Below are 26,005 nucleotides of genomic sequence, written 5' to 3' on the forward strand. Positions count from 1 at the left end.
GGCGTCCGCGTCCCGGTCAGTAGGCTGTTCACCATGACTGCTGGAACTGTCGGCGAAGTGGATACCGTGCGCGAGGCGGTGCACGAGGCGGCGCGGCGGGCTCGGGTGGCGTCGCGGACGCTGGCACAGCTGACGACCGCGCAGAAGGATGCGGCCCTGCACGCCGCGGCGGATGCGCTGCTCGCGGCGAAGGATGCCGTCCTGGCCGCCAATGCCGAAGACATCGCGACCGCGGAGGCGGGCGGCACCGCGGCCTCGCTGCTGGATCGCCTGCGGCTGACCGAGCCGCGCATCGACGGCATCGCCTCCGGGTTGCGTCAGGTCGCCGGCCTGCCGGATCCGGTCGGCGAGGTGCTGCGCGGTTCGACGCTGGCCAACGGCCTGGAGATCCGGCAGGTGCGCGTGCCGCTTGGCGTGGTCGGCATGGTCTACGAGGCCCGCCCGAACGTCACCGTCGACGCCTTCGGCTTGGCGTTGAAATCCGGTAACGCGGCCCTGCTGCGCGGCTCGTCCTCGGCGGCCCGATCGAATGCCGCCCTGGTCGAGGTCATGCGCGAAGCCCTTGTCGCCCAGGGGCTTCCGGCCGACGCGGTCCAACTGCTGCCGAGTGAGGATCGCTCGAGCGTCACTCATTTGATTCAGGCCCGCGGCCTGGTGGACGTGGTCATCCCGCGCGGTGGCGCCGGGCTTATCAACGCGGTGGTGCGCGACGCGCGGGTCCCCACCATCGAAACCGGCACCGGCAACTGCCACGTCTACGTGCACGCCGCCGCCGATCTCGAGATGGCGGAATCGATTCTGCTGAACTCCAAGACCCGCCGGCCCAGCGTCTGCAATACCGCCGAGACGGTGCTCATCGATCGCGCGATCGCCGAGACCGCGGTCCCGCGCCTGATCAACGCGCTGGAACGGGCTCAGGTCACCATCCACGGCGATCTGCCCGGCCTGGTTCCCGCGACGGAGGAAGATTGGGCCGACGAATATCTGTCGCTGGATATCGCGCTCAAGGTCGTCGACGGTCTCGACGCCGCGGTCGACCACATCAACGAGTGGGGCACCGGCCACACCGAGGCCATCGTGACCGCCGATCTGAAGGCGGCCCGCGAGTTCACCGCTCGGGTGGACGCGGCCGCGGTGATGGTCAACGCCTCCACCGCCTTCACCGACGGCGAGCAGTTCGGATTCGGCGCGGAGATCGGCATCTCCACTCAGAAGCTGCACGCCCGCGGTCCGATGGCGCTGCCGGAGCTGACCTCCACCAAGTGGATCGTGTGGGGCGACGGCCAGATTCGGCCGAGCTGAACCCGTCCCCGGCCGTGACCGTCGGTGCCGGTCGGGCCTGTGGTCTCGCCGGCACCGCAGTATCGAACCCGGCCCGCGGGTGTGTACCGTCGTGAGCAGCTGGACTTTACGGTGCATACCTGCAGTGGGCTGCGCTGTTCCCGAAGGAGGGCCCAACTGTGCAGACGACCGTGCACGAGCCGATTTTCGCCTCGGTCGACGATGTGATCGACCGCCTGGCCACCACCGGCTACCTGGCCGACAAGGCCACCGCCACCTCGGTGTTCCTGGCCGACCGGCTCGCCAAGCCGCTCCTGATCGAGGGACCCGCCGGCGTCGGGAAGACCGAACTGTCGCGCGCGGTGGCCCAGGTCGCCGACGCCGAACTGGTCCGCCTGCAGTGCTACGAGGGGATCGACGAGGCGCGGGCACTCTACGAGTGGAACCACGCCAAGCAGATTCTGCGCATCCAGTCCGCGACCTCCGGTGGGTCGGATTCGGGTAACGCCTGGGCCGACACCAAAGCCGATGTGTTCAGCGAGGAATTCCTGCTGCAGCGCCCGCTGCTGACCGCTATCCGGCGCACCGACCCCACCGTGCTGCTGATCGACGAGGCGGACAAGGCCGATGTCGAGATCGAGGGCCTGATGCTGGAGGTGCTGAGCGACTTCGCCGTCACCGTCCCGGAACTCGGCACGATCACCGCGACCCGCCGCCCGTTCGTGGTGCTCACCTCCAACGCGACCCGCGAACTGTCCGAGGCGCTGAAGCGCCGCTGCCTCTACCTGCACATCGACTTCCCGGACGAGGAACTCGAGCGCCGCATCCTCGCGAGCCGCGTGCCGGAGCTGAAACCGGCGGTGGCCGCACAGCTGGTCCGGGTTGTGCACGTACTGCGCGGGATGCAGTTGAAGAAGTTGCCGTCGGTCGCCGAATCCATCGACTGGGCCCGCACGCTGCTCGCGCTGGGACTGAAGGATCTCGACGACAAGACCGTGCGCGCGACGCTCGGCGTGGTGCTCAAACACCAGAGCGACCATCAGCGCGCCCTGGCCGAGCTGAAATTGGCCTGAGCCGTGTCCGGTAAGCGCACCACCCCCCGCGCGCTGGTGTCCGCGGCGCTGCGGGGTGGGTCCGCGTCCGCGACGCAGGGTGCCCCGCAACCCGGCGAGACCGCGCCGCACGGATTGTCCGGGCATGTGGTCGGCTTCGTGGAAGCCTTGCGCGCCAGGGGAATTCCGGTCGGCCCGTCGGAAACGGTAGACGCCGGCCGAGTGCTCACCGTGGTCGATCTGATGGATCGCGAGATGCTGCGCGAGGGCCTGGCCTGTGCGCTGCTGCGCCGGCCCACCCAGCGCGCCACCTTCGACGGCTTGTTCGAGCTGTGGTTCCCCGCCGCACTGGGGGAGCGCGCGGGCGCCGAGGACATCGAGCTCCCGCGGCGCGACGACGGTGAAATCGACCTGTTCGAATTGCGGCGCATGCTGGCCGAGATGCTGGCCGCCGAGCCGACCGGGGACCAGACCCGGCAGCTGCAGAACCTGGCCGCGCAGATGGTCGAGCAGATGGGGCAGTACCAGTCGGCGAACGGGCCGTCGTTCTCGGCGTATCAAACGCTGAAGGATGTGCAGCCCGAGGTGCTGATCAGCAAGATCCTCGCGGGATTGGCCGCCGGGCAGAACAATTCGGAGTTCGACACCGAGGTCGCCCGCCGCGCCGCCCGGGAACGGGTCAAGGCGTTTCGCGGCACGGTCGAGGCGGAGACCCGGCGGCGCGTAGCCGAGCGGCTGGGCCGCGAGCGGGTGGCGACCTACGGTGTTCAGCGCCAAGCCGAGGATGCCGACTTCCTGCGGATCTCGGAGAACGAACTGGCCGAACTGCGGCGCGGTTCGCAGCGGCTGGCCCGGGTGCTGGCCTCCCGGCTCGCCGCCCGCCGCAGGCGGTCCCGGCGCGGCGAGATCGACCTGCGCAAGACGCTGCGCAAATCCATGTCCACCGGTGGGGTGCCGATCACGCTGCAGACCCGTAAGCCCCGGCCCGGTCGCCCGGATCTGGTGCTGCTGTGCGATATCTCGGGATCGGTCGCAGGATTCTCCAGTTTCACCATGCTGCTGGTGGATTCGCTGCGTGAGCAGTTCTCGCGGGTGCGGATCTTCGCCTTCGTCGACCAGGTGGACGAGGTGACCCACATCTTCGATCAGGTCACACCGCTGGATCAGGTGACCCGGCGCATCTTCACCGAGACGAAGGTGGTCGGATTCGAGGGGCATTCGGATTACGGTGCGGCACTGCGCGGTTTCGCCGCGGACTGGCCGGATGTGGTGACCAGCCGTACCTCCCTGCTGATCCTCGGCGACGCCCGCACCAACTATCGCGATCCGGCGCTGAATACGCTGCGGGAACTCGTCCAGGTGGCCAAGCACGCGCACTGGCTGAATCCGGAGGCCGAAAAGATGTGGGGCACCGGCGATTCGGCGGCCAACCGCTACGCCGAGGTCGTCGAGATGCACGAATGCCGGTCGGCACGCCAGCTGACCGGTGTGGTGAGCAGGCTGCTTCCGGTCTAGGCCGCGAGGAGGGATAGCGCACCGTTTGCCCGGGACCATCAGCGGCTGTTAAGCGCTTTCCAAGGCGGGCCGTCGATCATTCGCGCGTGCCGTGCCCATCGGGGGAGTTCGCCGACGAAATCCCCGTCGACCAGCCGAGCGCCCCTGCGGCGCAACGACATCCCCACGACCGGGATGCCGAGCCCCCCGAGTTACCCGATGGCGGGCCCCCCGATCCTGAGCGATCCGGCTCCGAACCGGCTGCGTCCGAATGCCCGGCATCCGCATCGGACGAGCCGGCGCCGGGAGATCTCCGGCTGCGGGCACGGGAACTGACCGAGACCGCGACCGCCCTGCTCGGCACCAGCCCTGCCGTGGCCGAACGAATGTTGTTGCAGGCTCTGCACTGTGGCACGGGCGTTCTCTCCGGTGAACAACGCGCGCGGCTGTGCTCGCTGGTGGTGACCGCGGTCGCCAACCAGCCGGGCCGTGAGCACGACCTGGCGGACGCGGCGGCCGCCGCGGCCGCGAGCTGGACCGGTATCTCCGCTGCCGACGCTGCCCATCACACGCTGCTCGCCGCCCGCGTCCACTACCGCCGCGGTCACCACCGCCGCGCGGCCACCCTGTACGCCGAGGCCCTCGGCTGCGATGCGCTGCCCTATCCGCCGGAAGAAATCGCGGTGCTGTACGAGCAGCTCGGACGCTGCTTGGGACGGTGCCACCGCCACCGTGCCGCGGCGCGGGCCTACACAGCGGGTGCGGCCGCCGTCGCCGGCCGGCCCCAGTGGGACGAACTGCACCGCGACCTGATCGAGGCCGCGACCCGGTCCCGGCGCGCGGCGCGCAACCCGGCCGCGATGGTGCGGGCGTATCTGTCGGCGCGGCGGGCGCGGTGAGCTCATCAGCATCGGATCGCCGACGAGACCCACCCCCGCCCGGGCCCGCCCAGTAAGCTCGGCATTCGTGCAAAACACAGGCCGGCGCAAACTGGGCGTGATGGGCGGTACGTTCGATCCGATCCATCACGGGCATCTGGTTGCCGCCAGTGAGGTCGCCAACCGGTTCGACCTCGATGAAGTGATCTTCGTACCCACCGGGCAGCCGTGGCAGAAGTCCTCACGCCAGGTCTCCCCGGCGGAGGACCGCTATCTGATGACGGTCATCGCCACCGCATCCAATCCGCGGTTCACGGTCAGTCGCGCCGACATCGACCGGGAGAAGGCCACCTACACCGTAGACACCCTTCGTGACCTGCAGAATCAGCATCCGGACGCCGATCTGTACTTCATCACGGGTGCGGACGCGCTGGCCAGCATCCTGACATGGCAGGATTGGGCGGAACTGTTCGAGCTGGCGAAGTTCGTCGGGGTGAGCCGTCCGGGGTACGAATTGAATGTCGACCACCTCGAGGAACATCTGCGGAATCAGCCGGCCGATGCGGTCACCGTCATCGAGATCCCGGCCCTGGCGATCTCGTCGAGCGAATGCCGTCGCCGCGCCGCCGAGGGGCGTCCGGTGTGGTACCTCGTTCCCGACGGCGTCGTGCAGTACATATCGAAACGGCACCTGTACGTGCCGGGAGGGAACGGGAAGGTGAGCCAATGACGGCATCGGCACAGGCGGTGGAGATGGCGCAGGTCGCCGCGCGGGCCGCCGACGAGAAGCTGGCGACCGACGTCGTCGTCCTCGATGTCTCCGATCAGCTGGTGATCACCGACTGCTTCGTCATCGCCTCCGCGCCGAACGAGCGTCAGGTCAACGCGATCGTCGACAACGTCGAGGAGAAGTTGCGTCTCGCCGGGCACAAGCCGGTCCGCCGCGAGGGCACTCGTGAAGGTCGCTGGGTGCTGCTGGACTACGTCGACGTCGTGGTGCACATCCAGCACAGCGACGAGCGCAATTTCTATGCGCTGGAACGGTTGTGGAAGGACTGCCCGCAGGTCGAGGTGCCGGGTCTGGCGGCTCCCGCGCAGGCTCCGGCGAGTGGTAGCGGGGACCCCGCGTGAACCGCAGGCCCGAAGGCGACACCGCGCGTGAACCCGAAGAGGCCGGCGAGCGCGGCATCGAATCCGGTGGGAGCGACGCGGCCGAAGGCGTTGCGGCGGCGGCCGGCTCGCGGGCGACGAAGTATCCGGGGGTGCGCCGGCTGATCCTGCTGCGACACGGACAGACGGAATGGAACGCCGCCGACCGGATGCAGGGCCAGATCGACACCGAGCTCAGCGAGTTGGGCCGGCGCCAGGCGAAAGACGCTGCGCGCGAGCTCGTTTCCCAGGACGCCGTCGCGATCGTCTCCTCGGATCTGCGCCGCGCCTACGACACCGCACTCGCCCTGGCCGAACACAGCGGACTCGAGGTCGTGCGGGATGCGCGGCTGCGGGAGACCAGCCTCGGCGACTGGGAAGGTCTCGACCATCTCGAGGTGGATGCGCGGTATCCGGGTGCGCGCAAGGCGTGGCGGCTGGATCCCACCGTGACCCCGCCGGGCGGGGAGAGCAAACTCGAGGTCGGCGCGCGGGCGCTGCCGGTGGTTCGCGAGCTGTTCGCCGAGCGTGCGGACTGGCCCGGCCGTACCATCATCCTGGTCGCGCACGGCGGGCTGATCGCGGCCCTGACCGCCGCGCTGCTGGAGCTGCCCGAGCACAAATGGCCGATCCTGGGCGGATTGGCCAATACCAGCTGGGTGCAGCTGAGCAGCCACGGTCCGGGCATCGAGCAGCCGGGTTGGCGGCTGGATGTGTGGAATGCGGCGGCGAAGGTAGCTCCTGATGTCCTCTGAACGCTCCTCCGACGACCGGGACGAACCGGTCCGGCAGGTATCCGACGAACTGTTGCGCAAGGCCTCCGAAGGGCCCGTCCGGCGGCTGCCGGACGCGCTGTTCGGCGGTCCGGTCGCGCCGGTGGAACCGGCCGGGGAATCCGATGCGGCTTCCGAATCGGACGCGGACGACGACGGCGGATCGACCGGTCCGCCGGCCGTTCTCGCGGATGTGCCCACCGAGGCAGAGGAGAATGCGGAACCGGCCGCGGACGCGCGGGAAGACAGCGTGCCCGGCGGTTCCGAGGCGACGCCGTCCACCGAGGCGGCAACTACGCACGCTGTATCCGGCGACGCGGCGGTAGCCGATGACGCCGACGCGGCGCTCGATGCGCACGGGAAGTCCGACACCGGTTCCGGCGCGGCAACTTCCGGCGAGCGGACCGTGTCGAGCGCGGCCGTCGACGCCGTATCGGGAATCGACGACGCGGTCTCCGCGGATGCGCAGCCGAGCATCGGCGACGCGGCCGGCACACCCGAGGCTCCGGCGCGCCCCGTGCTGGTCGTGATCGCGGATTCGCTGTCGTACTTCGGGCCCAAAGGCGGCCTGCCCGCTGACCATCCGCGCATCTGGCCGAATCTGGTTGCCGCGGAACTCGATTGGGACGTCGAATTGGTGGCGCGCATCGGCTGGACCTGTCGCGACGCCTATTGGGCACTCATCGGCGATCCCCGCGTGTGGGCCGCGGTGCCGCGCGCGGGAGCGGTCGTCCTGGCCACGGGCGGGATGGACACGCTGCCGTCGCCGCTACCGACGGCGCTGCGCGAATTGATCCGGTATCTGCGCCCGCCGGTGCTGCGCCGGCGGGTGCGTACCGGCTACCAGTGGCTGCAACCGCGGCTGTCGAAACTCGGTCGCCCCGTGGCGCTTCCGCCGCATGTGAGCATCGACTACCTGGAACAGTCACGGCATGCGCTGGCCCAGTTGCGGCCGGATCTGCCGGTGGTCTCGGTACTGCCCTCGGTGCACGATTGCGAGGCCTACGGCCGGGTCCACACCGGGCGTGCGCCCGCCGTGCGTGCGCTGCTGGAGTGGTCGGCGAAATCCGGTGTGCCGCTGGTGGATCTGGGCGAAGCCGTGCGCGACGACATCTTCTCGGGCGAGGCGAATCCGGACGGGATCCACTGGGGCTGGGAGGGACATGCCGCGGTGGCACGGGCCATGGTGAAGGTGCTGTCGGAGGTGCGTTCGGTCGAGGCCGGTGCATGAATCGGTTCGGATAGCCGATGACCGTCGTGGTGGTCACGGATTCGGCGGCGAGCGTTCCCGCCGAACTGGTAGCGGAGTTGGGCATCGTGGTGGTGCCGCTGCATGTGCTGGTCGACGATCGTGCGATCGCCGAGGGCGTCGACGAATGCGAGATCGACTACGGCGCGTCCACGGTGACGACCTCGTCCGCCTCCCCGGGTGAATTGCGCGCCGCCTATGAGCGCGCCCTGGAGCTCAGCGAGGGTGACGGTGTTGTGGCCGTGCATATTTCGCGTCAGCTCTCGGCGACCTGGGAAGCCGGGCGCCAAGCCGTGCAGGATATGGATGCCGCCGCTCGGGTGCGACTGGTGGATTCGCTGAGCGCGGGCCTGGGCACGGGGCTGCCCGTACTCGCCGCGGCCCGTCGCGCGAAGTCGGGTGCGGCGCTGGATGTCGTCTACGACACCGCGGTCGCCGCCGCCGGGCGATCTCGCACGTTCATCGTCGTCAATCGGACCGAGCAGCTGCGTCGCGGCGGGCGGCTCAGCACCGCGGCCATGTTCTTCGGCACCGAACTGGTGACCAAGCCGATACTGCAGATCGTCGACGGCAAACTGGAGCTGCGGGAAAAGGCGCGGACGCGATCCAAAGCCTTCGCGAAACTCGTTGCGGCAGCGGTCGATGCGGCCGGTGACGACGGGGCGGCGGTGGCGGTTCAGCATCTCGGTGCCGCCGCGGCGGCGGCCACGATCGCCGGACAGCTCGGCGAACTCATTCCCGGTATGCGGGAGCTCATGACCGCCGAATTCGGCCCGACACTCGGCGTGCACGTGGGCACCGGAGCGGTCGGCGTCCTGGTGGTCCCCGGCGGCTGCGGCTGAGCGCCTACCACCGCCGGCCGACGAGTTCCGCCCCCGCACCGGGGGTTGTCCACAGCTCGGACGCTGTCCCCAGACATTCCGAAACCCCAGTTCGCGCACCGAGTCACGGCCCGCCGCGCACATACGGTCACCGTCATGGCGCGACACGAGGATCGGACCCTACTGCGGCAGCGACTGCACGACGTATCACCCAGGCCGGCAACGCTCGGCACCCTGGCCCCCGGCCCGGGTGACCCGACCCACGACGGGCTGTGGGACCTCGCCCGATCACCCGCGGACTCGCCCGAACAGCGCCGTGCCCCCTCGGGCGGTCCCTCTGGGAGCCGGGATTTCGGCCCGCGCGGTAGCGAATCGGGTCCGCCCGCCGAACCGGTGAGCGGCTCCGACGGCGGCCGAACCATGGTCGCAACGCGACCGGGTGTGGACGTCGGCCTGGACGAGGATGCCGCCGGTGGGCGGGTCGGCGTACACGGCGGGACATGGCCGAAGCGGCCGCATTCGCCCAGCCGTATCCGGCAGAGTCGCGACGATGCCGCGGCGCGTCCTGGTAGTGCGGGAGCCCTCGACCGACGCGACGGTGACGGCCGGGACGGGGACGAAGGTCCCGCGGCGACTGGCGCGGCGGTGACCTTTTCCGAGGCGCCGGAGAGTCCGCGAATTCCGCAGTGGCTCAGCGAACCGGTGGGATCAGTGACGATCTGGCAGCGGCTGGTTCCGGAGCGATTCCGGGGAGTTCGCGTGGATCCCGGGCGCAAAGGAGTGTGGGTGCTGGCCGGTGCCGGCGTGGCGGCGGTAATCGTGGCGGCGGCCGCCGCGCATCGAGACGATCCGGTGGCAGCGCCGGTGGCGCCGCTACCGGCCGTGCATACGGCTGCCGAAACCTCGGCGGTCCCCGCACCGGCGGATGGCCCCGGACTGGCCGTGCGATCGGATCCGCCGAGCCGGGCGACGCCGTCGTCGGCTCCCGGCGGCGATCTGGTGGTCAGCGTCATCGGTTTGGTCGAACATCCGGGACTGTTGCATCTCGCACCGGGAACGCGGGTCGCCGACGCCGTCGCGGCGGCCGTCGCGCGGGACGGTGCGGACCTCGCGGGGCTGAATCTCGCCCAGCGGCTCGCCGACGGAGACCAGATCGTCGTCGGCGCGCCCGCTCCCGCGAGCGGCCCGCGCCTCGGCAGTGTGGTCGTTCCGGGGGGACCGCATCCGGCCTCGACATCGGGCGCCGTCGCGCCACCAGGACACAAGGTCAACCTCAACACGGCGACGGAACAGGATCTCGACTCTCTCACCGGGGTGGGGCCCACCACCGCCGCGGCCATCATCGGCTGGCGCACTCAGCACGGCCGCTTCACCAGCATCGACCAGCTCGCCGAAGTCACCGGCATCGGTCCCGCCAAGCTCAACCGTCTCCGCGATCAGGTCACCCTGTGAACCGCGGCGGATCGAACGGCGGTCGAATCCGGCCCGAGCGGGCCTCGCACTCCGCCCGCGGCGGTGCGGAACGGGGGATGGCCGGTCCCGGTGGCACTGCAGGGGACGCGCGGCTGCTTCCCGCGGCGCTGGGGTGCTGGGGCGTGACCGTTGCGGGCATATCGCTGGGGTGGCGAGCCGGTGTGTGGGTGTGCGCCGGGCTCGCAATCTCGGCGGCCGGAGCCGGAATCCTCCTGGCACGTAGCCGTTTTCGGGTACCGCATCGAGCGGTGTGGTGGGTGGTGCTGGCCGCGTTGCTGGCGTCCGCCGGGTTCGGGGTGGCGGCGTCGTGGGACGCGTATCGGGTGAGTGCGCACCCCCTCGGGCGGCTGGCGGCGGGCAGTGTGGTGACGGGCGAGATGGTGGCGGGGGATCCGAAACCCCTCCCGGCCCGTTCCTTCGGTGGACGGCAATGGACGATGCGCGCGACGGTGCGCGAATTCCGTTACGGCGCAACATCGGTGCACGGCGATGCGGCGGTGACGGTGATCATGCCGGAGCGGGTCTGGTCGGATCTGGTGCCGGGGCAGCACGTCACGTTCCGGGCACGGCTGGATCGCCCGTGGCGGCGGGATCTGACGGTCGCCGTACTGCGGGCCCAGGGTCCGCCGACCCGCGTCGGCCCGTGCCCGTGGTGGCAGTCGGCGGCCGCGACGGTGCGGGAGAATCTTTCCGAGGCAGCCCGGCGTGCACTGCCACCGGACGCGGCCGGAGTGCTGCCGGGGCTGATCGACGGCGACATCTCCCGGCTGCCGGATCACGTGCGAGAGGACTTCCGGGCGGTCGACCTCACCCATCTGGTCGCCGTGTCCGGAACCAATGTGTCGATCGTCCTGGCCGCCGTGCTGCTCGCGACCCGCGCTCTGACACTCGACCCGCGCTGGGGCGCGGTACTCGCCGGCCTGGCCCTCATCGGATTCGTCATTCTGGCGCGCCCGTCGCCGTCGGTATTGCGGGCGGCGGTGATGGGTGCGATCGCGGTGCTGGCAATGGTGACGGGACGCCGGAAACAGGCGCTCCCCGCCCTGTGCGCCGCGGTGATCGTGTTGATCGCGTTCTCGCCGCACCTGGCGGTCGATCTCGGCTTCGCCCTGTCGGTGCTGGCGACCGCGGGTCTGATCCTGCTGGCGCCGATCTGGTCGGAGTGGCTCGAACAGCGCGGCTGGCCCCCGCTGGTGGCCGAGGCGTTCGGTGTCGCGGCGGCGGCCTTCGCGGTCACCACGCCGATCATCACCGCGCTCACCGGCCATGTCAGCGGTGTGGCGATCGTGGCGAATGTGCTGGTCGAGCCCGTCGTCGCGCCGATCACGCTGCTCGGTGTCGGCGCGGCCGCCCTGTCCTGCTGCTGGCAACCGGCGGCGATCGTGGTGCTGAACCTGGCCGAGCCGCCGCTGTGGTGGTTGCTCTTCGTCGCCGAACGCGGGGCGGCGCTGGGGATTTCGCTGCCGTTGCCCGCGGGTGCGACGGGCGCGGCACTGGCAGGAGCGCTCATCGGCTGTGGTGTCGCCGTGCTCGCCCGGCTCGGCTCGCGCCGCACTCGCACACATGCGGGCCCGGCGCCGCCACCCGCACCCGGCGACGGGTCGGTGAACCTGTCACCGGCCACCCGTAGGATCGTGCCGTGACCGATCACCTGGCTGCCTTACATCTGGTACTCGGTGAGGAGGAACTGCTCATCGAACGGGCGGTCGCCTCGATCGTGGCGCAGGCGCGGGCCGCGACCAACAATCCCGACGCGATGCCGGTGGATCGGCTACGGGCGGGGGATGCGAGTGCCGCCGAACTGGCCGAACTGCTGAGCCCCTCGCTGTTCGCCGAGGATCGGGTGATCGTGCTCGAGGCCGCCGCGGAGGCCGGTAAGGACGCGGTGGCGCTGGTCACCGCGGCCGCCGGTGATCTGCCCGAGGGAGTTGTGCTCGTGGTTCTGCATTCCGGCGGCGGCCGGGCCAAGGCGCTTGCGCCGGCTTTGCAGAAACAGGGCGCCGAGGTGCACAACTGCGCCAAGATCGGTAAGGCTAACGAGCGAAACGAATTCGTGCGCAACGAGTTTCGCACCGCCGGCGTGCGAGTTTCGGGTGACGTGGTGCAGGCCGTGGTGGAGGCGATCGGATCGGATCTACGAGAGCTGGCCGCGGCCTGTTCCCAGCTGGCCGCCGATACCGGCGGCAAGGTGGATGTCGACGCGGTGCGCCGGTACTACTCCGGTCGTGCCGAGGTCACCGGATTCGAGGTCGCCGATCTGGCCGTAGCCGGTGACCGCCCCGCGGCCATGGAGGCATTGCGCTGGGCGACCGACCGTGGCGTTCCCGCCGTTCTGCTCGCCGACGCGCTCGCCGATTCCGTGCACACCATCGCGAGGGTCGGATCCGCCGGACGTGGCGATCCGTTCGCGCTGGCCTCGCAACTCGGCATGCCGCCCTGGAAGGTGAAGAAGGCGCAGACCCAGGCGCGCGGCTGGACCGCCGCCACCATCGGCAGCGCCCTGCACGTGGTGGCCGCCCTCAATGCCGACGTCAAAGGCGGTGCGGCCGATACGGATTACGCGCTCGAACACGCCCTGGCCGCGATCCTGGATCTGCACGCCGCCTCGCACTGAGCCGCCGCGGCCGCCGCGCTCGTGCGGTGCGCTGTCCGGATCTAGCGGTGGTTGTGCGCGATGATCTCGCCGACCAGTGCGGGCCCCGGGAAGTCGGTCATCACGACGCCGGTCGCCGTGCCGGGACGGGAGCGGAGATAGTCGAGTGCGCGCTGATTCTCGTATTCGGCGTAGCGGTGGGGAAATTTCGCCGGGTCCGGCACCCCGGAGGCCGACAGGAAGTCCATCGACAGGGCGTGGGCGCCGATGGCCGGGGCCTGCGCGAGGTGGCCGGCGACGGCCGCCCATTTGTCCTCGCGCGTGGGTTTGTCCCACCGGTCCTGTGCGTCGATCGGCAGACCGCGGTCGTCGATTCCGTCGGCCCGGATGACGACGATGGCGCCGCGCACCTCACCCAGCCGGGGAAGCGCGACCGGTCCGGTCGCTGCCGGTCGCCACACCCGCGGATGCGCGTTCAGGTACCGATCCAGCAGCGGTGGGTCGGGCGGTAGCCCACCCGCGTCCTCGCACTGGAACGTCATGTCCTCGTTCGTGCATTCGGCCTTCACCCGCATCAGGATCGTCTCGCGCGGATGCCGATTCAGGAATTGCTCGCCGGCCCGCAGCACGTCGTCGAGACCGGCCTGCTGATAGAAGCTGCCGTGCTGTACGCCGAGATTGCCGGCCTCGTCCCGCCGGACACGGATGTCGAGCGCCCGGATGCCGGCCTCGAGCTGGGTGCTCAGGGTTCGTTGCGAGGCGCAGGTCGGCTCGGCGCAACCGGTATCGAATTTCTCCTGGGTGACCACGGCCGGTCCGGCCTTACCGCCGTGGATCGAGAGCGTGTCGTGGGTGCCGGGAACGGACATCTCGCCGAGCGAGGTGCTGTCGGGCAGTGCGCCCATCCAGTCCGGATTGCTCGCGGAGTCGAGGTGATCGATTGCGCCGGCGGTGGCTGCTCGGGGCATCCCGGCGGCCTCGGTGCCCGGCGCGGCCGATGCCGACCGCGTCGCGGCGGCGGATCGTGCGGTCGGCACCGATTGATCACACCCGGTCAGCAGCGCGCTCGACACCGCCGCCACCGCGAGGAAAAGGCCCGTGCTTCTGCGAATCTCCCCACCCCACACCCGCACCACGCTAGCGGACCCGAATCAACGACAAAAGCCGCCGTGGTCATCTGCGATGCAGATCCTCTGCCACGGCGGCGTTGCGAATGCTGTTGTGCGGCAAAATCAGCCGCGTCGGTTCCGGCCGCGGCCGGAACCCGGGAAAATCAGCCCAGCTTGTTGAAGGCCAGCGAGAGGGCCGACTTCTTGTTGGCGGCCTGGTTGGCGTGGATGACGCCCTTCGAGGCGGCCTTGTCCAGGCTGCGGCTCGCCGAACGCATCAGCTCGAGCGCCTTGTCCTTCTCGCCCGCCGCAGCGGCCTCGCGGAACTTGCGGATCGAGGTGCGCAGCGCGGACTTCACCGACTGGTTGCGCACCCGCGCCGCCTCGTTGGTGCGGATCCGCTTCATCTGGGACTTGATGTTGGCCACGCCTGTTCCTCTGATTCCTTCTCGTCAGTTGATGTGCTCTTGATGTTCGTGAAAAGTCTCTGGGCGCACTACACCGAAACGGGTAGCGCCGCGCCGACGATCGAGGTTACCAGCTGAGGCGGTGTGAAGTGAAATCGCTGTACCTGCCCAGGTGGTCCGGCAATAGGCCCGAGTCTGCGCGGACCGCCCGCGGCATGCGAAGAGACGCCGTTGTGATCCGTCGGCCGCTGCCGTAACGTCCGAACTGGACGACCGTACCGGTTGTTCTGCGTTATTCCTGAATCTCCGCGTAGTACCGGCTCGAAGCACAGCTCGACAAAGGGAAGGTGGCAGATGTCTCCGACTGCTCAGGAAGTGCTGGAAGATGTGGTCGAGCAGCGGAAAGTACCGCTGGCTCGAAAATTGGGGGCCGAGCTGATCGGCACATTCGTCTTGGTCTTCGGCGGCGTCGGTACCGCCGTCTTCGCCGGAAGCCGGGTAGGGGCGCTGGGAATCGCGCTCGCCTTCGGCTTCAGTCTTTTGTTCCTGGTGTATGCGATCGGCCCGATTTCGGGAGCGCATGTCAATCCGGCGGTGACCATCGGTCAGTTGGTGATGGGCAGAATCAGCTGGCTGACCGCCGGCTGCTATTGGATCGCGCAACTGGTGGGCGCGTTCGTCGCCGGTGCGGTGATCTTCGCCATCGCCCAGGATCTGCCGTCCTACGACCGCGCCTCCGACGGTCTGGCCGCCAACGGCTGGGGTGCGCACAGCCCGTCGAGCGTGCAGATGCGCGGACCGATGGCGACGGTCACGCGCGAGGGGTACGGCCTGGCGGCTGCCATCACCGTTGAGGTGGTTCTCACCGCGCTGCTGGTCTTCGTGGTCCTGGCGTCGACCGACCGGATCTCGCATGTGCGGATGTCGGGGCTCAGCATCGGTATCACCCTCGCGGTGATCCACTTGATCTCGATACCGATCGACAACACCTCCGTGAACCCGGCCCGCAGCCTCGCGGTCGCGCCCTATCAGGACGGCGCCCTCGCGCAGGTCTGGGTCTTCGTGGTGTTCCCACTGGTCGGCGGTCTGCTGGGCGCGCTGATCTACCGCACGCTGTTCGGCCGCACCCGGCATCTCACCGACTGATTCGCCGCCGACGGGGACGACCGGTGGCTGCGGGCCGGAGTCCTCGGCGGCGGGAGCTCAACCCCAGTTGTACTCCGCGCACAGCCGGTGCGCGACGAGATCGAAGGTCTTCCGCGGCAGGATGGCCCCCTCACGGCGAATCCCCGCCTCGGGCACATCGAGTACGCGATCCAGCCGGACCCAGCTGTCACGCCCCTCGTAATCCCAAGGGCCCGAACCGATTCCGATCCAATTGTGCTCTGCGCCGCGCGCCGGATTCGAGGAGAGCATCAGCCCCAGCAGAGTCTTGCGCTCCCGGCCCACGACCAGCACGGGGCGGTCCTTGCCGTTGGCCGGATCCTCCTCGTACGGCACCCAGGTCCACACGATCTCGCCCGGATCGGCGCGGCCGTCGAGCTGGGGGCAGTAGACGATCTGGCGGGCACGTTCCCGGGTGGGCACCGGAGTCGAGGCCGCCGGCCGCACCGCGACCGTGTCCTTGCGGCGGCCGCCGAGAGCGCGGTCCCACATCGAGGAGCGCTGCATCCGGTCGACGAGCTTCGGCGCCTGCTTCTTGACGATCCTGGGCCCCTGCTCTTTGGCAATGGTCCCCAACTGCTTGCCCAGAGAGCTCCATGTGCTGGCCATATCGGCAGAGCTTAACGGCGAACCGCGCTCGGCTCATCCCTGCCGGATTCGCCTGTGCCAGGCGGGGAATCGAGTGTGCCGCCGCTCACATCCGGGTCGCCGGCCCCGGGAACTGCGTCGTTGCCGCCGATGCCGGCCCGCCGGTGCGTGCACGACCACGCGGTATGCGCACGTAGACTGCCGCATGGCGACTTATCGACTTGTTCACGGGTAGGAGTGTCCCATCAGCACGTTTGCCGACACGACGTTCACCGATCCCTCGCGGATCCGGAACTTCTGCATCATCGCGCATATCGACCACGGCAAGTCCACGCTGGCCGACCGCATGCTGCAGTTGACCGGGGTGGTCGAGGAACGGCAGATGCGTGCGCAGTATCTGGACCGGATGGATATCGAGCGCGAGCGCGGGATCACCATCAAGGCCCAGAATGTGCGGCTGCCCTGGAACGTCGATGGCACCGACTACGTCCTGCACCTGATCGACACCCCCGGCCACGTGGACTTCACCTACGAGGTCTCGCGGGCGCTCGAGGCGTGTGAGGGTGCGATTCTGCTGGTCGACGCGGCCCAGGGCATCGAGGCGCAGACGCTGGCCAACCTGTATCTGGCACTGGACAAGGATCTCGAGGTCATCCCGGTGCTGAACAAGATCGACCTGCCCGCGGCCGATCCGGACCGCTACGCCGCCGAGCTGGCCCATATCGTCGGCTGCGAACCGGAGGACGTGCTGCGCGTATCCGGCAAGACCGGCGTCGGCGTGCCCGAACTGCTCAACAAGGTGATCGAGACGGTCCCGCCGCCGGTCGGCGAGGCCGATGCCCCGGCCCGCGCGCTGATCTTCGACTCGGTCTACGACACCTACCGCGGTGTCGTCACCTACGTGCGTGTGGTGGACGGCAAGCTCACCCCGCGCCAGAAGATCAAAATGATGTCCACCGGCGCCACCCACGAACTGCTGGAGATCGGCATCGTCTCCCCCGAGCCCAAGCCCACCCAGGGCCTCGGCGTGGGTGAGGTGGGCTATCTCATCACCGGTGTGAAGGACGTCCGGCAGTCGAAGGTCGGTGACACCGTCACCACCGCCCGCGACGGCGCCACCGAGGCGCTGACCGGCTATCGCGAGCCGCGTCCGATGGTGTACTCCGGTCTCTATCCGGTCGACGGTTCGGACTATCCGGACCTACGTGACGCGTTGGACAAACTGCAGCTCAACGATGCCGCGCTCACCTACGTGCCGGAGACCTCGGTCGCGCTGGGCTTCGGTTTCCGCTGTGGCTTCCTCGGACTGCTGCATATGGAGATCACCCGGGAGCGGTTGCAGCGCGAATTCAACCTGGATCTCATCTCCACCGCGCCCAACGTGATCTATCGCGTGATCATGGAGGACGGCACCGAACACGTCGTCACCAACCCGTCGTTCTGGCCCGAGGGCAAGGTGCGCCAGATCTTCGAACCGGTGACCAAGTGCACGATCATTGCGCCGAGTGAGTTCGTCGGCACCATCATGGAGCTGTGCCAGTCGCGCCGCGGTGAACTGCTCGGCATGGACTATCTGTCCGAGACCCGCGTCGAGATGCGGTACACCCTGCCGATGGCGGAGATCATCTTCGACTTCTTCGATTCGCTGAAGTCGCGCACGCGCGGTTACGCCTCGCTGGACTACGAGGAGGCGGGCGAGCAGGAGGCCGCGCTGGTCAAGGTCGACATCCTGTTGCAGGGCGAGGCCGTGGACGCCTTCTCGGCCATCGTGCACAAGGACGCCGCCCAGGCCTACGGCCACAAGATGACCACCAAACTGCGCGAGCTCATTCCGCGGCAGCAGTTCGAGGTGCCGATCCAGGCGGCCATCGGCTCGAAGGTCATCGCCCGCGAGAACATTCGCGCGATCCGCAAGGACGTGCTGGCCAAGTGCTACGGCGGCGATATCTCGCGTAAGCGCAAGCTGCTCGAGAAGCAGAAGGAGGGCAAGAAGCGGATGAAGACCATCGGCCGGGTCGACGTTCCGCAGGAGGCCTTCGTCGCCGCGCTCTCGACCGATTCGTCATCGGACAAGCCGAAGAGGTAGTCTCCAAGGTTCCGTGAGATCAGTTGGACCGTTGACCGAGTCAACTGCCGGTTGATCTTGGGGCTTTCCGGTCACGACCGCCGGTGGCAAGCTCAGAAAGTACCGCTGTGGCCTGTCATCTGTCCGCCTGAAAGAAACCTGAAGGATGTGACAGGCAAGTTTTCCGGAAATAAGGTGTAAAAAGACCCAAATTCGGTAACACCCCGTTCGGTTTCGCCAGCCGAACGCTGAGAGCGGAGTTTGTATGACGCGTGAGCTGCCCTTCGACGATGATGCGGACGCGGGCGATCATGCGAACGATGCCGCATATCGCGTGGCGACCGGTGTCGCGCGGGTGGCTCGGGCCGGTGCGTACGTCACCGGCGGCGCGCTGATCGCCTCCAACGGGTCGCCCGCACCGGAGAACGAATCGCACAACAGCCACATCACCGGCTGGTCCACCGCCGATCCGCATCCCGATGTGCCGAGTCCGGTGGTGACCTATCCGGATCCGTCACCGGACTCCGTCCCGCCGACCCTCGGGAACTCCGCGCCGCACGCCCCGGCCGCACCCGCGCCGGGACTGGCGCTGCCGGAACAGCACGGCACGGATGCCTATCCGGGGCTGCAATTGCCCTTCGCCGACGGTGGCCAGCCCGCGCCCGGTATCGGTGGCCTGCCCGGCTCGCCCGACGGCGGGTCGACCGCACCGCCCTTCTCGATTCCCGGTTCCCCCTCGCACCCGGGCAATCCGCATTCGGACCACGGTGGTTTCAGCAATCCGGGATTCGGTGGGGGACAAGGCTTTGCGATTCCCGGGACGCACCATGCCAGTGCCCCGGCCGGTTTCGGCCTGCCCGGTGTGCCGGAATCGGAGACCTCGGGAGGCTTCGGATTACCGGGTCAGTCCCACGCGTCGGGGGCCTTCGGGCTGCCCGGTGCCGAGGACGAGGTGGATCAGCGGCAGGCCGATGTCGACACGGCCGGCGCCGATCCCTACCCCACCGCGCCGCTGTCCGGGCACGGACTGGGCCTGCCCGGCACCAACGGACTCCATCTGCCCGGGATGAACGGGTTCGGCCCCGGCGGGTTCGGCGGTCTGTCGGATCCGCACGACGGTCTGTCGGATCCGCATCCCGGTGCCTTCGACGGCATCGGTGACGGCGGTAATCCCGGCATCTTCCTCGGCACCGAGATGAAGATCGACGCGCACGTCGGATTCGACGGAATCTGGGTGACAACCGAGACCAAGGTCGATTTCGCCGTCGGCGACGTCGGGCACCAGCTCGACGACTACGGGCAGTGGCTCGGCAGCGGCACCCACCAGATTCCCACTGGCGCAAGCGAATCGGACGCCTCCGGCTGGGCCGGCCAATTCGGTGGCCCGACCTCGAGCGCCCACGCGTCCGGTAGTGCGGCCGACGGTGTGGCCCCGGGTGCGGCGGTGGCGTCCCCCGGTGCGGCCACGGCCGCGGCGACGCATGCCGGAGCCGCGAACGGTCCCGCGGGCGCGGCGGTGAACGGACCCGCCGGCGCCACCCCGAACGGACCCGGCGCCGCGGTGCCGGGCTCGTCGGCGTTCGCGCCGCAATCCGGGCCGATCGCCACATCGGCCGCCCCCGGCTCGACGCCGTTCGCCACCGCTCAAGCGTCCGCGCCGGTGACGAATGTCGCGGCGCCGCAACCGGTTTCGACCGCACCGGTCGTGGCCGCGCCGGCACCGGTCGCACCCGCTCCGGCGCCCGCGCTCGTCCAACCGGTCTCGGCGACGCCCCTGCAGACCACGATTCAGCCCGAGGCCGCTACCCACCCGATCGCGAACGTGATCACCACGCATGCGGGACCGTCCCCGCTGACCGCGCCCGCGGTGGCCGTTCCGGCGCTGTTCGACGATCGGCCCCGCCATGCCGGTACCGATGCCGGACTGCCGGGCGGTGCCGACGATCCGTCGGAATCGGGCGCCGGTCGGACCACCACCCACGCGCCGACCACCACATCGCACGGCACCACCACGACCCACGACGCCGATGCGACGAAGACGCCGACCGCGCCGAGCACCTCGCACGCGCCGGGGACCACGCCCGGCGGCGAGCACACCACCACTCGTCCGGGTACCTCGACCGATCACGATTCCGTCGACCGGCCCACGCCGACCGTGACGGTGCCTCGCGACACCGATTCCGGCCATCCCACCCGCACCCCCGGTACGACGCCGTCGGATACCGACAGCGACTCCGGGCCGTCGACCTCCGCCGGCGCGGACGCGTCGACGCCGGGCCATACCGCGACGCATACACCGGGTACCTCCTCGGGGGCGGACACCTCCGCCACCGGCAACGCCGACGATCCGACCGCGCCGTCACGAGGTTCCCAGGTGCCGACCCACGATCCGGATTCCGTACCGACGCAGCAGGTTCCTACCCAGCAGGTACCGACCCAGCATGCGACGCCGCCGAGCCACGACCAGACCCTCCCGACACACGAACCGACCGTGCCGACCGCGCAGCACACCGCACCCGTGGAGCCGCCGACCGTGATCAAACCGCCGACCACCATCGATCCCGCGCCGAATGCGCACGTTCCGGTGAAACCTGTTGCGGCCGTGACCGATTTGTACGACACCTCGCTGTGGACCGACCCTGGCCACGGCCTGACGAGTGTGTCCGCCGCCGGACTGTCCGGCGGTCTGCACGAAACCACCTTTGCCGAGATGCACCATCCGGTGGACCACCCTGTCGTCGATTTCCACGTGCTTCCGCTGTGACGGCGGTGGAGTCGCCGGGTGCCAAACACCCCGACGAGATGGCCCCGCTGCTCGCGCAGCTCGACGAATTGCTCGACCTGACCCGCGCCGCGGGCCGGGCCGATCTCACCGCACGACTGGGGATGTCGCGGGCTCGGGTGGCCGATCCGCGCGTGCGGCTGGTGGTCGTCGGCGAACCCAAGAACGGGATGAGCACGCTGGTCAACGGCCTGGTCGGCAGCGTGGTGAGCGCGACCGGCAGTCCGGTCAGCGTTCCGGTGATCGCGGAGTACGGCCCGGAGGCGACCGCCACGCTGGTGCGCTCGCTGCCCGGCGGCCGCACCGAACGCCAGCCCGTCGACCCGCTGAACCCCGGTCCGGCGCTGAGCGCGGCCGGCGTGATCCGAGCCGAATTCACCGACCCGAGCCCGCTGCTGGCCGAGGGGTTCGTAGTGATGGACGCGCCCGGCGCCCCCGCCGACGCGCCGACCACCTGGTCGCTGATCGCCGCCGCCGACGCCGTGCTCTACGTCAGCGACGCGGCCGCGGAATACACCCCCGAGCAGATCGCCCTGCTGCAGCGCATCCGGCAGGTGTGCCCGACGGTCGTCTGTGTGCTGAACAAGATCGATCGCTACAGCCATTGGAGCCGGGTGCAGCAGCGCAATCGCGAGCTGCTCGACGCCGCCGGCCTGGGTTTCGCGGTGGCCCCGATCTCCGCCGAGCTGCATCTGCGTGCCGGTGACGATCACCGCCGCGATATCGAATCCGGTGTGCCGCAACTGATCGACCATCTGCGCGGATACGTCCTCGCCCGCGCCGACGCCGTCGCCCGGGAAGCGGCGCTGCGCGACATCCGCACCATCACCGATCATCTGGGGCTGGCCCTGCGCAGTGAGGCCGAAACCCTGCGCGACCCGCAGCGCTACACCGCGATCACCGATCAACTGCGCACCGCGCGGGCCGAGGCCGACGATCTGCGCCACCGCAGCGCCAACTGGCAGGTCACCCTCGCCGACGGCTGTTCGGAACTGATGGCCGATATCGAACACGATCTGCGGCACCGGCTGCGCGTACTGGTCCGCCACGCCGAATCGGAGATCGCCAAGCGCGATCCGGCTCGCAGCTGGGACGAATTCGGCGCCGATCTGGATTCCCGGATCTGCGAGGCGGTCGAGGAGAACTTCGTCGTCGCCCACTATCGGGCGGTGGAACTGGCCGAGCAGGTCACCGCGAAGTTCCCCGCCGACTCGCGCGATGTGCCGCTGCCCGATCTGCGGCTCGAGGATCCGGGAGACGTCCTCGAACCGGTGGCGTCGCTGGAGCCGCTGGATACCGCGAAGGTGGGTTTCACCTCGTCGCTGCTGAACGTGATGCGCGGCTCCTACGGTGGCCTGCTGATGGTCGGGTTGCTCACCAGTTTGCTGAAAATGCCGCTGGTGAACTGGTATTCGGGTGCGGCGGCCGCCCTGCTGGGTATCAACGCCCTGTGGGAGGACCGCAAGCTGCGCCGTGAGCGCCGCCAGTCCGAGGCCAAGGTGGCGGTGGCTCGCCTGATGGACGATGTGATCTTCCAGGTCGGCAAGGAATCACGGCAGCGGCTGCGGGCCATGCAACGCATGTTGCGCGACCACTTCACCGATCTGGCCGATCAGACGCTGCGATCGGTGGACGAATCGCTGCGCGCGGCCGAGGAGGCGGCGGCGATCAACTCGCCGGAGAGTCGCGAAAGGCGTCTCACCGAAATCGAGCGATCGATGGTGCGGTTGCGGGAGATCCGCGAAAACGCCGACGTGCCTTAACGTTCGTGCTGTGCGCATTCGTGGCGGGTGGTCCGGGGCACACCGGACCACCCGCTTCTTCGTCAGCCCGCGGGATGAGCCGGATGGAATTCACCTGCGCCGGTGGAGTGTTCGGCCCGGATCACGTGCATCACCGCGTTGATCAATGCCAGGTGGGTGAACGCCTGCGGGAAGTTACCGAGATGCCGTCCGGTGTAGGGGTCGATCTCCTCGGCGTAGAGCTTGAGCGGGCTGGCGTATCCGAGCAGCCGTTCCAGCAGATGCCGCGCCCGGCGCACCTCGCCGATCTCGACCAGCGCCGACACCAGCCAGAACGAGCAGATGGTGAATGTGCCCTCCGCGCCGGACAATCCGTCGTCGGTGGTGTCGGTGCGGTAGCGCAGCACCAGACCGTGCTGGGTCAGGTCGGAGGCGATGGCCAGGACCGTCGCGCGCACCCGCGGATCGGTCGGCGGCAGGAAGCGCAGGAGTACGACCAGCAGCAGTGAGGCGTCGAGGCTGTCGCCACCGTAGGTCTGGGTGAAGACGCCCTTGTCGTTCACCCCGTGGGCGAGTACATCGGCGCGGATCTCTTCGGCCAGCGCGGCCCACTTCTCGGCATAGTCGGTCTCGCCGTGCAATTCGGCGAGTTTCGCGCCGCGGTCCAGCGCGACCCAGCACATCACCTTGGACGAGGTGAAATGCTGCGGTTCGCCGCGCACCTCCCAGATGCCGCGGTCGGGTTTGCGCCAGTTCTCGATCGCCGCCTCGACCTGCCGCTTCAACATCGGCCACAACGTTTCCGGGACTTGCTGGCGTGATTTCACGTGCAGATAGACCGAATCCAGGATGGTGCCCCAGATGTCGTGCTGCTGTTGCTGAAACGCGCCGTTGCCGATGCGGACCGGCTTGGCGCCGTCGTAACCGTGCAGGTGCGGGATCTCGGACTCGTCCAGATCGCGTTCCCCGCCGATGCCGTACATCACCTGAAGCGGTTGCGCCTCACCGTCTTTCGCGGTCGCGACATCGTGCAGGAAGGCGAAGAAGTCGTCGGCCTCCCGGTTGAGGCCCAGCGTGTAGAGGCCCCACAGAGCGAAGGTGGAGTCGCGCACCCAGCTGTAGCGGTAGTCCCAGTTGCGTTCGCCGCCCGGCGTTTCCGGCAGCGAGGTGGTGGCTGCCGCCATCAGGGCGCCGCTCGGGGAGTAGATCAGGCCCTTGAGCGTGAGCGCGCTGCGCTGCAGATAGCCGCGCCACGGATGATCCGGGAACTTGCCCAGAGTGATCCACTGCCGCCAGCATTCGGTGGTCTGCCACATCTTCTGCGCCGCTTCGGCGAAGGTGCGCGGGGCCGGCAGCGGCGACCAGGACAGGGCCACGAACAATTCGTCGCCCTCGCGCATGCGGGTGCGGGCGCGTGCCTCGCGCCCCTCCAGCCCCAGCCGCATATCCGTGGTGAGAACCAGTTCGCCGCAGGGCAATTCGTCGTGGGCGCAAGTCGCGGTGGCGGTGGCGCGTTCGTAGACCTCGCCGGTGTATTCCCAATTCACGGGCGCCCGGTGATAGTCGAAGGCCGGTTCGCAGCTCATCTCCAGTTCGACCACGCCGCTGACACATTTCACCGTGCGCAGCAGGATGTGCTCGGCGTCCCAGTCCTCCGGGGTGCGGCGGTAGGTCCGGCTGCGCCGGTCGGTGTTGTGCCAGGGGCCCAGGACCAGCGCATCGCGGACGATGATCCAGCCGGTGTCGGTCTGCCAGGTCGTCTCCACGATCATGCCCCCGGGCAGATAGCGCCGCGCCGCGGGCACGTTCACGCCGTAGGGGCCGAGCCGGAAGTGGCCGGCGCTGCGGTCCAGCATGGCGCCGAACACACTGGGCGAATCCGGCCGCGGCAGGCACATCCACTCGACCGCACCGTTGCGCGCGATGAGGCAGCAGGTCTCGCAATCGGAGAGAAAGGCGTAGTCGTCGATCGGCGGATACGACGACTTGTGCACGACGCCCGCCGAAATGGGCAGGTAGTTCGCCGAGATCTCGGCATCGGAGATATCGGCCAGGGCATCGCGCGGCGGCGACATGTCGTCGAGCGTCTCGATGAGCGGTTGTTCGGTGATCGGTTCGTCGTAGGACGCCATACAGCCATCATGGTGGATTCCGGTCCCGTTCGCCGGGACTGTCGACACCTCGCGACAGCCGGTCGGCATGCCCTGCGGCCGGCGCACCCGTGACCTACTAGGCTGGTGGTTGTGCATCATGTCGCGGGCTGGTGGGACGGCTTCGAGTTGTGGGTGGCCGGATTACCGTTCATCCCGCAGTTCGTCGTGGTTCTGGTCGGGGCGGTGCCGGTCAGTTTCCTGATCGCCTACCTGCTCGATCGTGGATTGCGGATCGTGCTGCGGCTGCTCGGCCGCGACCGCTCGGCCGTCGCCGAGACCGACATCGTCGCCGGCGACGCGGCCTCCGAGATCGCGCCCGATGCGGCGACCATCGCACCGCCCGAACCGGCGCTGGCCGGCGCCTCGATGCGTGTTCCGGGTCCGATGCCGAAGGAAGCGATCTGATGCCACGCTCACGGGTCCAGTTGGCGCTGATCGCACTGCTCGTGCTGATCGTCGTCGCCTGGTTGCTGACGCGATAATCCCCCGCTGTCGGAGGTTGCAGGTACTGTGCTGCCCATGCCAACCGATGAGGAATTCGTCGACCTCGAGCAGCTTCTGGAGATCGAGGACGGACCCCGACTGATCGCGACCCACTACACCACCGCCGACGAGGCGATCGAGATGGTGCGCGCCGCGCAAATGCTCGGCCTGGGCGTGCGGCTGCAGAACCGGCTGCGCGCCGACGAGCCCGACGAGGACGGTGAGGACACCGCCGTCGAGGAGTGGGTGCTCGACCTCTACGAAAGCCCGCCCGAGTCCGCCGACGAGGAGTAGACCGGCCACCGATCGGCTGGTGCCGGAACGCACGCACCGGGGTCCGGGCGACTGTGGTCTTCACCACGGTTCGCCCGGACCCCGGTGGTCGTTCCGGTGTCGGCGCGGTGGCGGTCGGGAATCCGAAATATGAATACTTCCCGCCGGTCATGGGCGGTTTTCTCGAATATCGGGATCTTCGGTGGATTCCGCTTCGACCGATTCGCGCGGTTCCGGGTGCTCTGTTAGAGTCTGCCCGTGTCATCGAGCGTTGTTCCGCAGGTCCGCCATGAGTTGGCGTTGATCGCGGTCGGCTGTCTCGTCGTCGCGGACATTCACTGTCGTCGATAGCTGATCGGACACGCTGCGCCCTTTCCATGGGACCGGCGCACATCTTTTCCGCAGCGTCTCCGCCCCTCGCGGCTCAGCCGCACGCGCCTGTCTCCGGTATTCACCGGACAGATCTACCGCTCAAT

The 26,005-nt window shown here is 69.0% G+C and carries 23 protein-coding genes; 19 read left to right on the forward strand and 4 right to left on the reverse strand.

All coding sequences use genetic code 11. The features are described 5' to 3' along the window. Window positions 1-33 precede the first annotated feature (33 nt). The 12 genes from NE2_RS08575 (at window position 34) to holA (ending at window position 12,784) form a co-directional block, all read left to right on the forward strand. A complete protein-coding gene (locus tag NE2_RS08575) occupies window positions 34-1,302 on the forward strand; it encodes a glutamate-5-semialdehyde dehydrogenase (protein WP_063025462.1) in 1,269 nt (422 codons plus the stop codon). Between the two features lie 158 nt (window positions 1,303-1,460). Then, entirely contained in the window at window positions 1,461-2,354 is an 894-nt protein-coding gene (locus tag NE2_RS08580; RefSeq protein ID WP_030512810.1) for an AAA family ATPase, read from the forward strand. Window positions 2,355-2,402: 48 nt separating this feature from the next. Next, window positions 2,403-3,848: a vWA domain-containing protein gene (locus tag NE2_RS08585; RefSeq protein ID WP_106958613.1), complete on the forward strand. Its 1,446-nt coding sequence runs from the start codon at window positions 2,403-2,405 to the stop codon at window positions 3,846-3,848. 86 nt (window positions 3,849-3,934) lie between these two features. Beyond that, window positions 3,935-4,726, forward strand: a complete 792-nt coding sequence (locus NE2_RS08590; protein WP_063025463.1) for a hypothetical protein — start codon at window positions 3,935-3,937, stop codon at window positions 4,724-4,726. Between the two features lie 67 nt (window positions 4,727-4,793). Beyond that, on the forward strand, window positions 4,794-5,435 hold the full coding sequence (nadD, locus tag NE2_RS08595; RefSeq protein WP_030512813.1) for a nicotinate-nucleotide adenylyltransferase: 642 nt from the start codon (window positions 4,794-4,796) through the stop codon (window positions 5,433-5,435). After that, window positions 5,432-5,836, forward strand: coding sequence for a ribosome silencing factor (gene rsfS, locus NE2_RS08600; protein WP_030512814.1), 405 nt, complete (start codon window positions 5,432-5,434; stop codon window positions 5,834-5,836). The genes nadD and rsfS overlap by 4 nt, the downstream gene beginning before the upstream one ends. A gap of 131 nt (window positions 5,837-5,967) precedes the next feature. Further along, entirely contained in the window at window positions 5,968-6,609 is a 642-nt protein-coding gene (locus tag NE2_RS08605) for a histidine phosphatase family protein (protein WP_030512815.1), read from the forward strand. 493 nt (window positions 6,610-7,102) lie between these two features. Then, window positions 7,103-7,858 carry a diglucosylglycerate octanoyltransferase gene (gene octT / locus NE2_RS08610; RefSeq protein ID WP_063025561.1) on the forward strand — a complete coding sequence of 252 codons (756 nt, stop codon included), beginning with the start codon at window positions 7,103-7,105 and terminating at the stop codon, window positions 7,856-7,858. A gap of 17 nt (window positions 7,859-7,875) precedes the next feature. After that, window positions 7,876-8,718: a DegV family protein gene (locus tag NE2_RS08615; protein ID WP_063025464.1), complete on the forward strand. Its 843-nt coding sequence runs from the start codon at window positions 7,876-7,878 to the stop codon at window positions 8,716-8,718. A gap of 135 nt (window positions 8,719-8,853) precedes the next feature. After that, entirely contained in the window at window positions 8,854-10,149 is a 1,296-nt protein-coding gene (locus tag NE2_RS08620) for a ComEA family DNA-binding protein (RefSeq protein WP_233429716.1), read from the forward strand. A 77-nt stretch (window positions 10,150-10,226) separates the two neighbouring features. Further along, window positions 10,227-11,813, forward strand: coding sequence for a ComEC/Rec2 family competence protein (locus NE2_RS08625; RefSeq protein WP_063909338.1), 1,587 nt, complete (start codon window positions 10,227-10,229; stop codon window positions 11,811-11,813). After that, window positions 11,810-12,784, forward strand: coding sequence for a DNA polymerase III subunit delta (gene holA, locus NE2_RS08630; protein WP_063025465.1), 975 nt, complete (start codon window positions 11,810-11,812; stop codon window positions 12,782-12,784). The genes NE2_RS08625 and holA overlap by 4 nt, the downstream gene beginning before the upstream one ends. 41 nt (window positions 12,785-12,825) lie before the next feature. Here the strand turns inward: holA and NE2_RS08635 are convergent, their stop codons facing one another. After that, window positions 12,826-13,800 carry a phosphatidylinositol-specific phospholipase C gene (locus NE2_RS08635; RefSeq protein ID WP_146165288.1) on the reverse strand — a complete coding sequence of 325 codons (975 nt, stop codon included), beginning with the start codon at window positions 13,798-13,800 and terminating at the stop codon, window positions 12,826-12,828. Between the two features lie 236 nt (window positions 13,801-14,036). Then, a complete protein-coding gene (rpsT, locus tag NE2_RS08640) occupies window positions 14,037-14,300 on the reverse strand; it encodes a 30S ribosomal protein S20 (protein ID WP_039777096.1) in 264 nt (87 codons plus the stop codon). A 333-nt stretch (window positions 14,301-14,633) separates the two neighbouring features. Here rpsT and NE2_RS08645 point away from each other — a divergent pair, with 333 nt between their 5' ends. Further along, complete coding sequence (locus tag NE2_RS08645) at window positions 14,634-15,425, forward strand: aquaporin (protein ID WP_063025467.1); 792 nt, start codon at window positions 14,634-14,636, stop codon at window positions 15,423-15,425. Between the two features lie 57 nt (window positions 15,426-15,482). Here NE2_RS08645 and NE2_RS08650 read toward each other — a convergent pair whose 3' ends face one another. Then, the gene (locus NE2_RS08650) at window positions 15,483-16,052 is read right to left on the reverse strand and encodes a type II toxin-antitoxin system PemK/MazF family toxin (RefSeq protein WP_063025468.1); all 570 of its coding nucleotides are present in this window, start codon (window positions 16,050-16,052) and stop codon (window positions 15,483-15,485) included. Between the two features lie 223 nt (window positions 16,053-16,275). Between NE2_RS08650 and lepA the strand changes: the two genes are divergently transcribed. The 3 genes from lepA to NE2_RS08665 all read left to right on the forward strand — a co-directional run bounded on the left by lepA (window position 16,276) and on the right by NE2_RS08665 (window position 22,641). Further along, the gene (gene lepA / locus NE2_RS08655; protein ID WP_084493896.1) at window positions 16,276-18,117 is read left to right on the forward strand and encodes a translation elongation factor 4; all 1,842 of its coding nucleotides are present in this window, start codon (window positions 16,276-16,278) and stop codon (window positions 18,115-18,117) included. A 244-nt stretch (window positions 18,118-18,361) separates the two neighbouring features. Next, on the forward strand, window positions 18,362-20,860 hold the full coding sequence (locus tag NE2_RS35565; protein ID WP_063025470.1) for a hypothetical protein: 2,499 nt from the start codon (window positions 18,362-18,364) through the stop codon (window positions 20,858-20,860). Next, window positions 20,857-22,641: a hypothetical protein gene (locus NE2_RS08665; RefSeq protein WP_233429717.1), complete on the forward strand. Its 1,785-nt coding sequence runs from the start codon at window positions 20,857-20,859 to the stop codon at window positions 22,639-22,641. Before NE2_RS35565 ends, NE2_RS08665 begins: the two co-directional genes overlap by 4 nt. A gap of 62 nt (window positions 22,642-22,703) precedes the next feature. On the opposite strand, the gene NE2_RS08670 is transcribed toward NE2_RS08665, so the two are convergent. Further along, window positions 22,704-24,752: a glycoside hydrolase family 15 protein gene (locus tag NE2_RS08670; RefSeq protein WP_063025471.1), complete on the reverse strand. Its 2,049-nt coding sequence runs from the start codon at window positions 24,750-24,752 to the stop codon at window positions 22,704-22,706. A 105-nt stretch (window positions 24,753-24,857) separates the two neighbouring features. Between NE2_RS08670 and NE2_RS34505 the strand changes: the two genes are divergently transcribed. The 3 genes from NE2_RS34505 (at window position 24,858) to NE2_RS37645 (ending at window position 25,880) form a co-directional block, all read left to right on the forward strand. Next, a complete protein-coding gene (locus tag NE2_RS34505) occupies window positions 24,858-25,178 on the forward strand; it encodes a hypothetical protein (RefSeq protein WP_063909334.1) in 321 nt (106 codons plus the stop codon). A gap of 114 nt (window positions 25,179-25,292) precedes the next feature. Next, on the forward strand, window positions 25,293-25,550 hold the full coding sequence (locus NE2_RS08680; RefSeq protein WP_051755080.1) for a hypothetical protein: 258 nt from the start codon (window positions 25,293-25,295) through the stop codon (window positions 25,548-25,550). Window positions 25,551-25,787: 237 nt separating this feature from the next. Next, window positions 25,788-25,880 carry an Ms4533A family Cys-rich leader peptide gene (locus NE2_RS37645; RefSeq protein WP_310400397.1) on the forward strand — a complete coding sequence of 31 codons (93 nt, stop codon included), beginning with the start codon at window positions 25,788-25,790 and terminating at the stop codon, window positions 25,878-25,880. Window positions 25,881-26,005 lie beyond the last annotated feature (125 nt).

The organism is Nocardia elegans NBRC 108235 (assembly GCF_001612845.1).
In the GTDB taxonomy this organism is placed as follows: Bacteria; Actinomycetota; Actinomycetes; order Mycobacteriales; family Mycobacteriaceae; genus Nocardia; species Nocardia nova.

Coding starts and splice junctions, on each gene's coding strand:
- NE2_RS08680 (WP_051755080.1), top strand. CDS start 25,293: ATGCCAACCGATGAGGAATTCGTCGACCTCGAGCAGCTTCTGGAGATC.
- NE2_RS08645 (WP_063025467.1), top strand. CDS start 14,634: ATGTCTCCGACTGCTCAGGAAGTGCTGGAAGATGTGGTCGAGCAGCGG.
- NE2_RS08625 (WP_063909338.1), top strand. CDS start 10,227: ATGGCCGGTCCCGGTGGCACTGCAGGGGACGCGCGGCTGCTTCCCGCG.
- NE2_RS08620 (WP_233429716.1), top strand. CDS start 8,854: ATGGCGCGACACGAGGATCGGACCCTACTGCGGCAGCGACTGCACGAC.
- NE2_RS08650 (WP_063025468.1), bottom strand. CDS start 16,052: ATGGCCAGCACATGGAGCTCTCTGGGCAAGCAGTTGGGGACCATTGCC.
- NE2_RS08670 (WP_063025471.1), bottom strand. CDS start 24,752: ATGGCGTCCTACGACGAACCGATCACCGAACAACCGCTCATCGAGACG.
- NE2_RS08575 (WP_063025462.1), top strand. CDS start 34: ATGACTGCTGGAACTGTCGGCGAAGTGGATACCGTGCGCGAGGCGGTG.
- NE2_RS35565 (WP_063025470.1), top strand. CDS start 18,362: ATGACGCGTGAGCTGCCCTTCGACGATGATGCGGACGCGGGCGATCAT.
- rsfS (WP_030512814.1), top strand. CDS start 5,432: ATGACGGCATCGGCACAGGCGGTGGAGATGGCGCAGGTCGCCGCGCGG.
- NE2_RS08615 (WP_063025464.1), top strand. CDS start 7,876: ATGACCGTCGTGGTGGTCACGGATTCGGCGGCGAGCGTTCCCGCCGAA.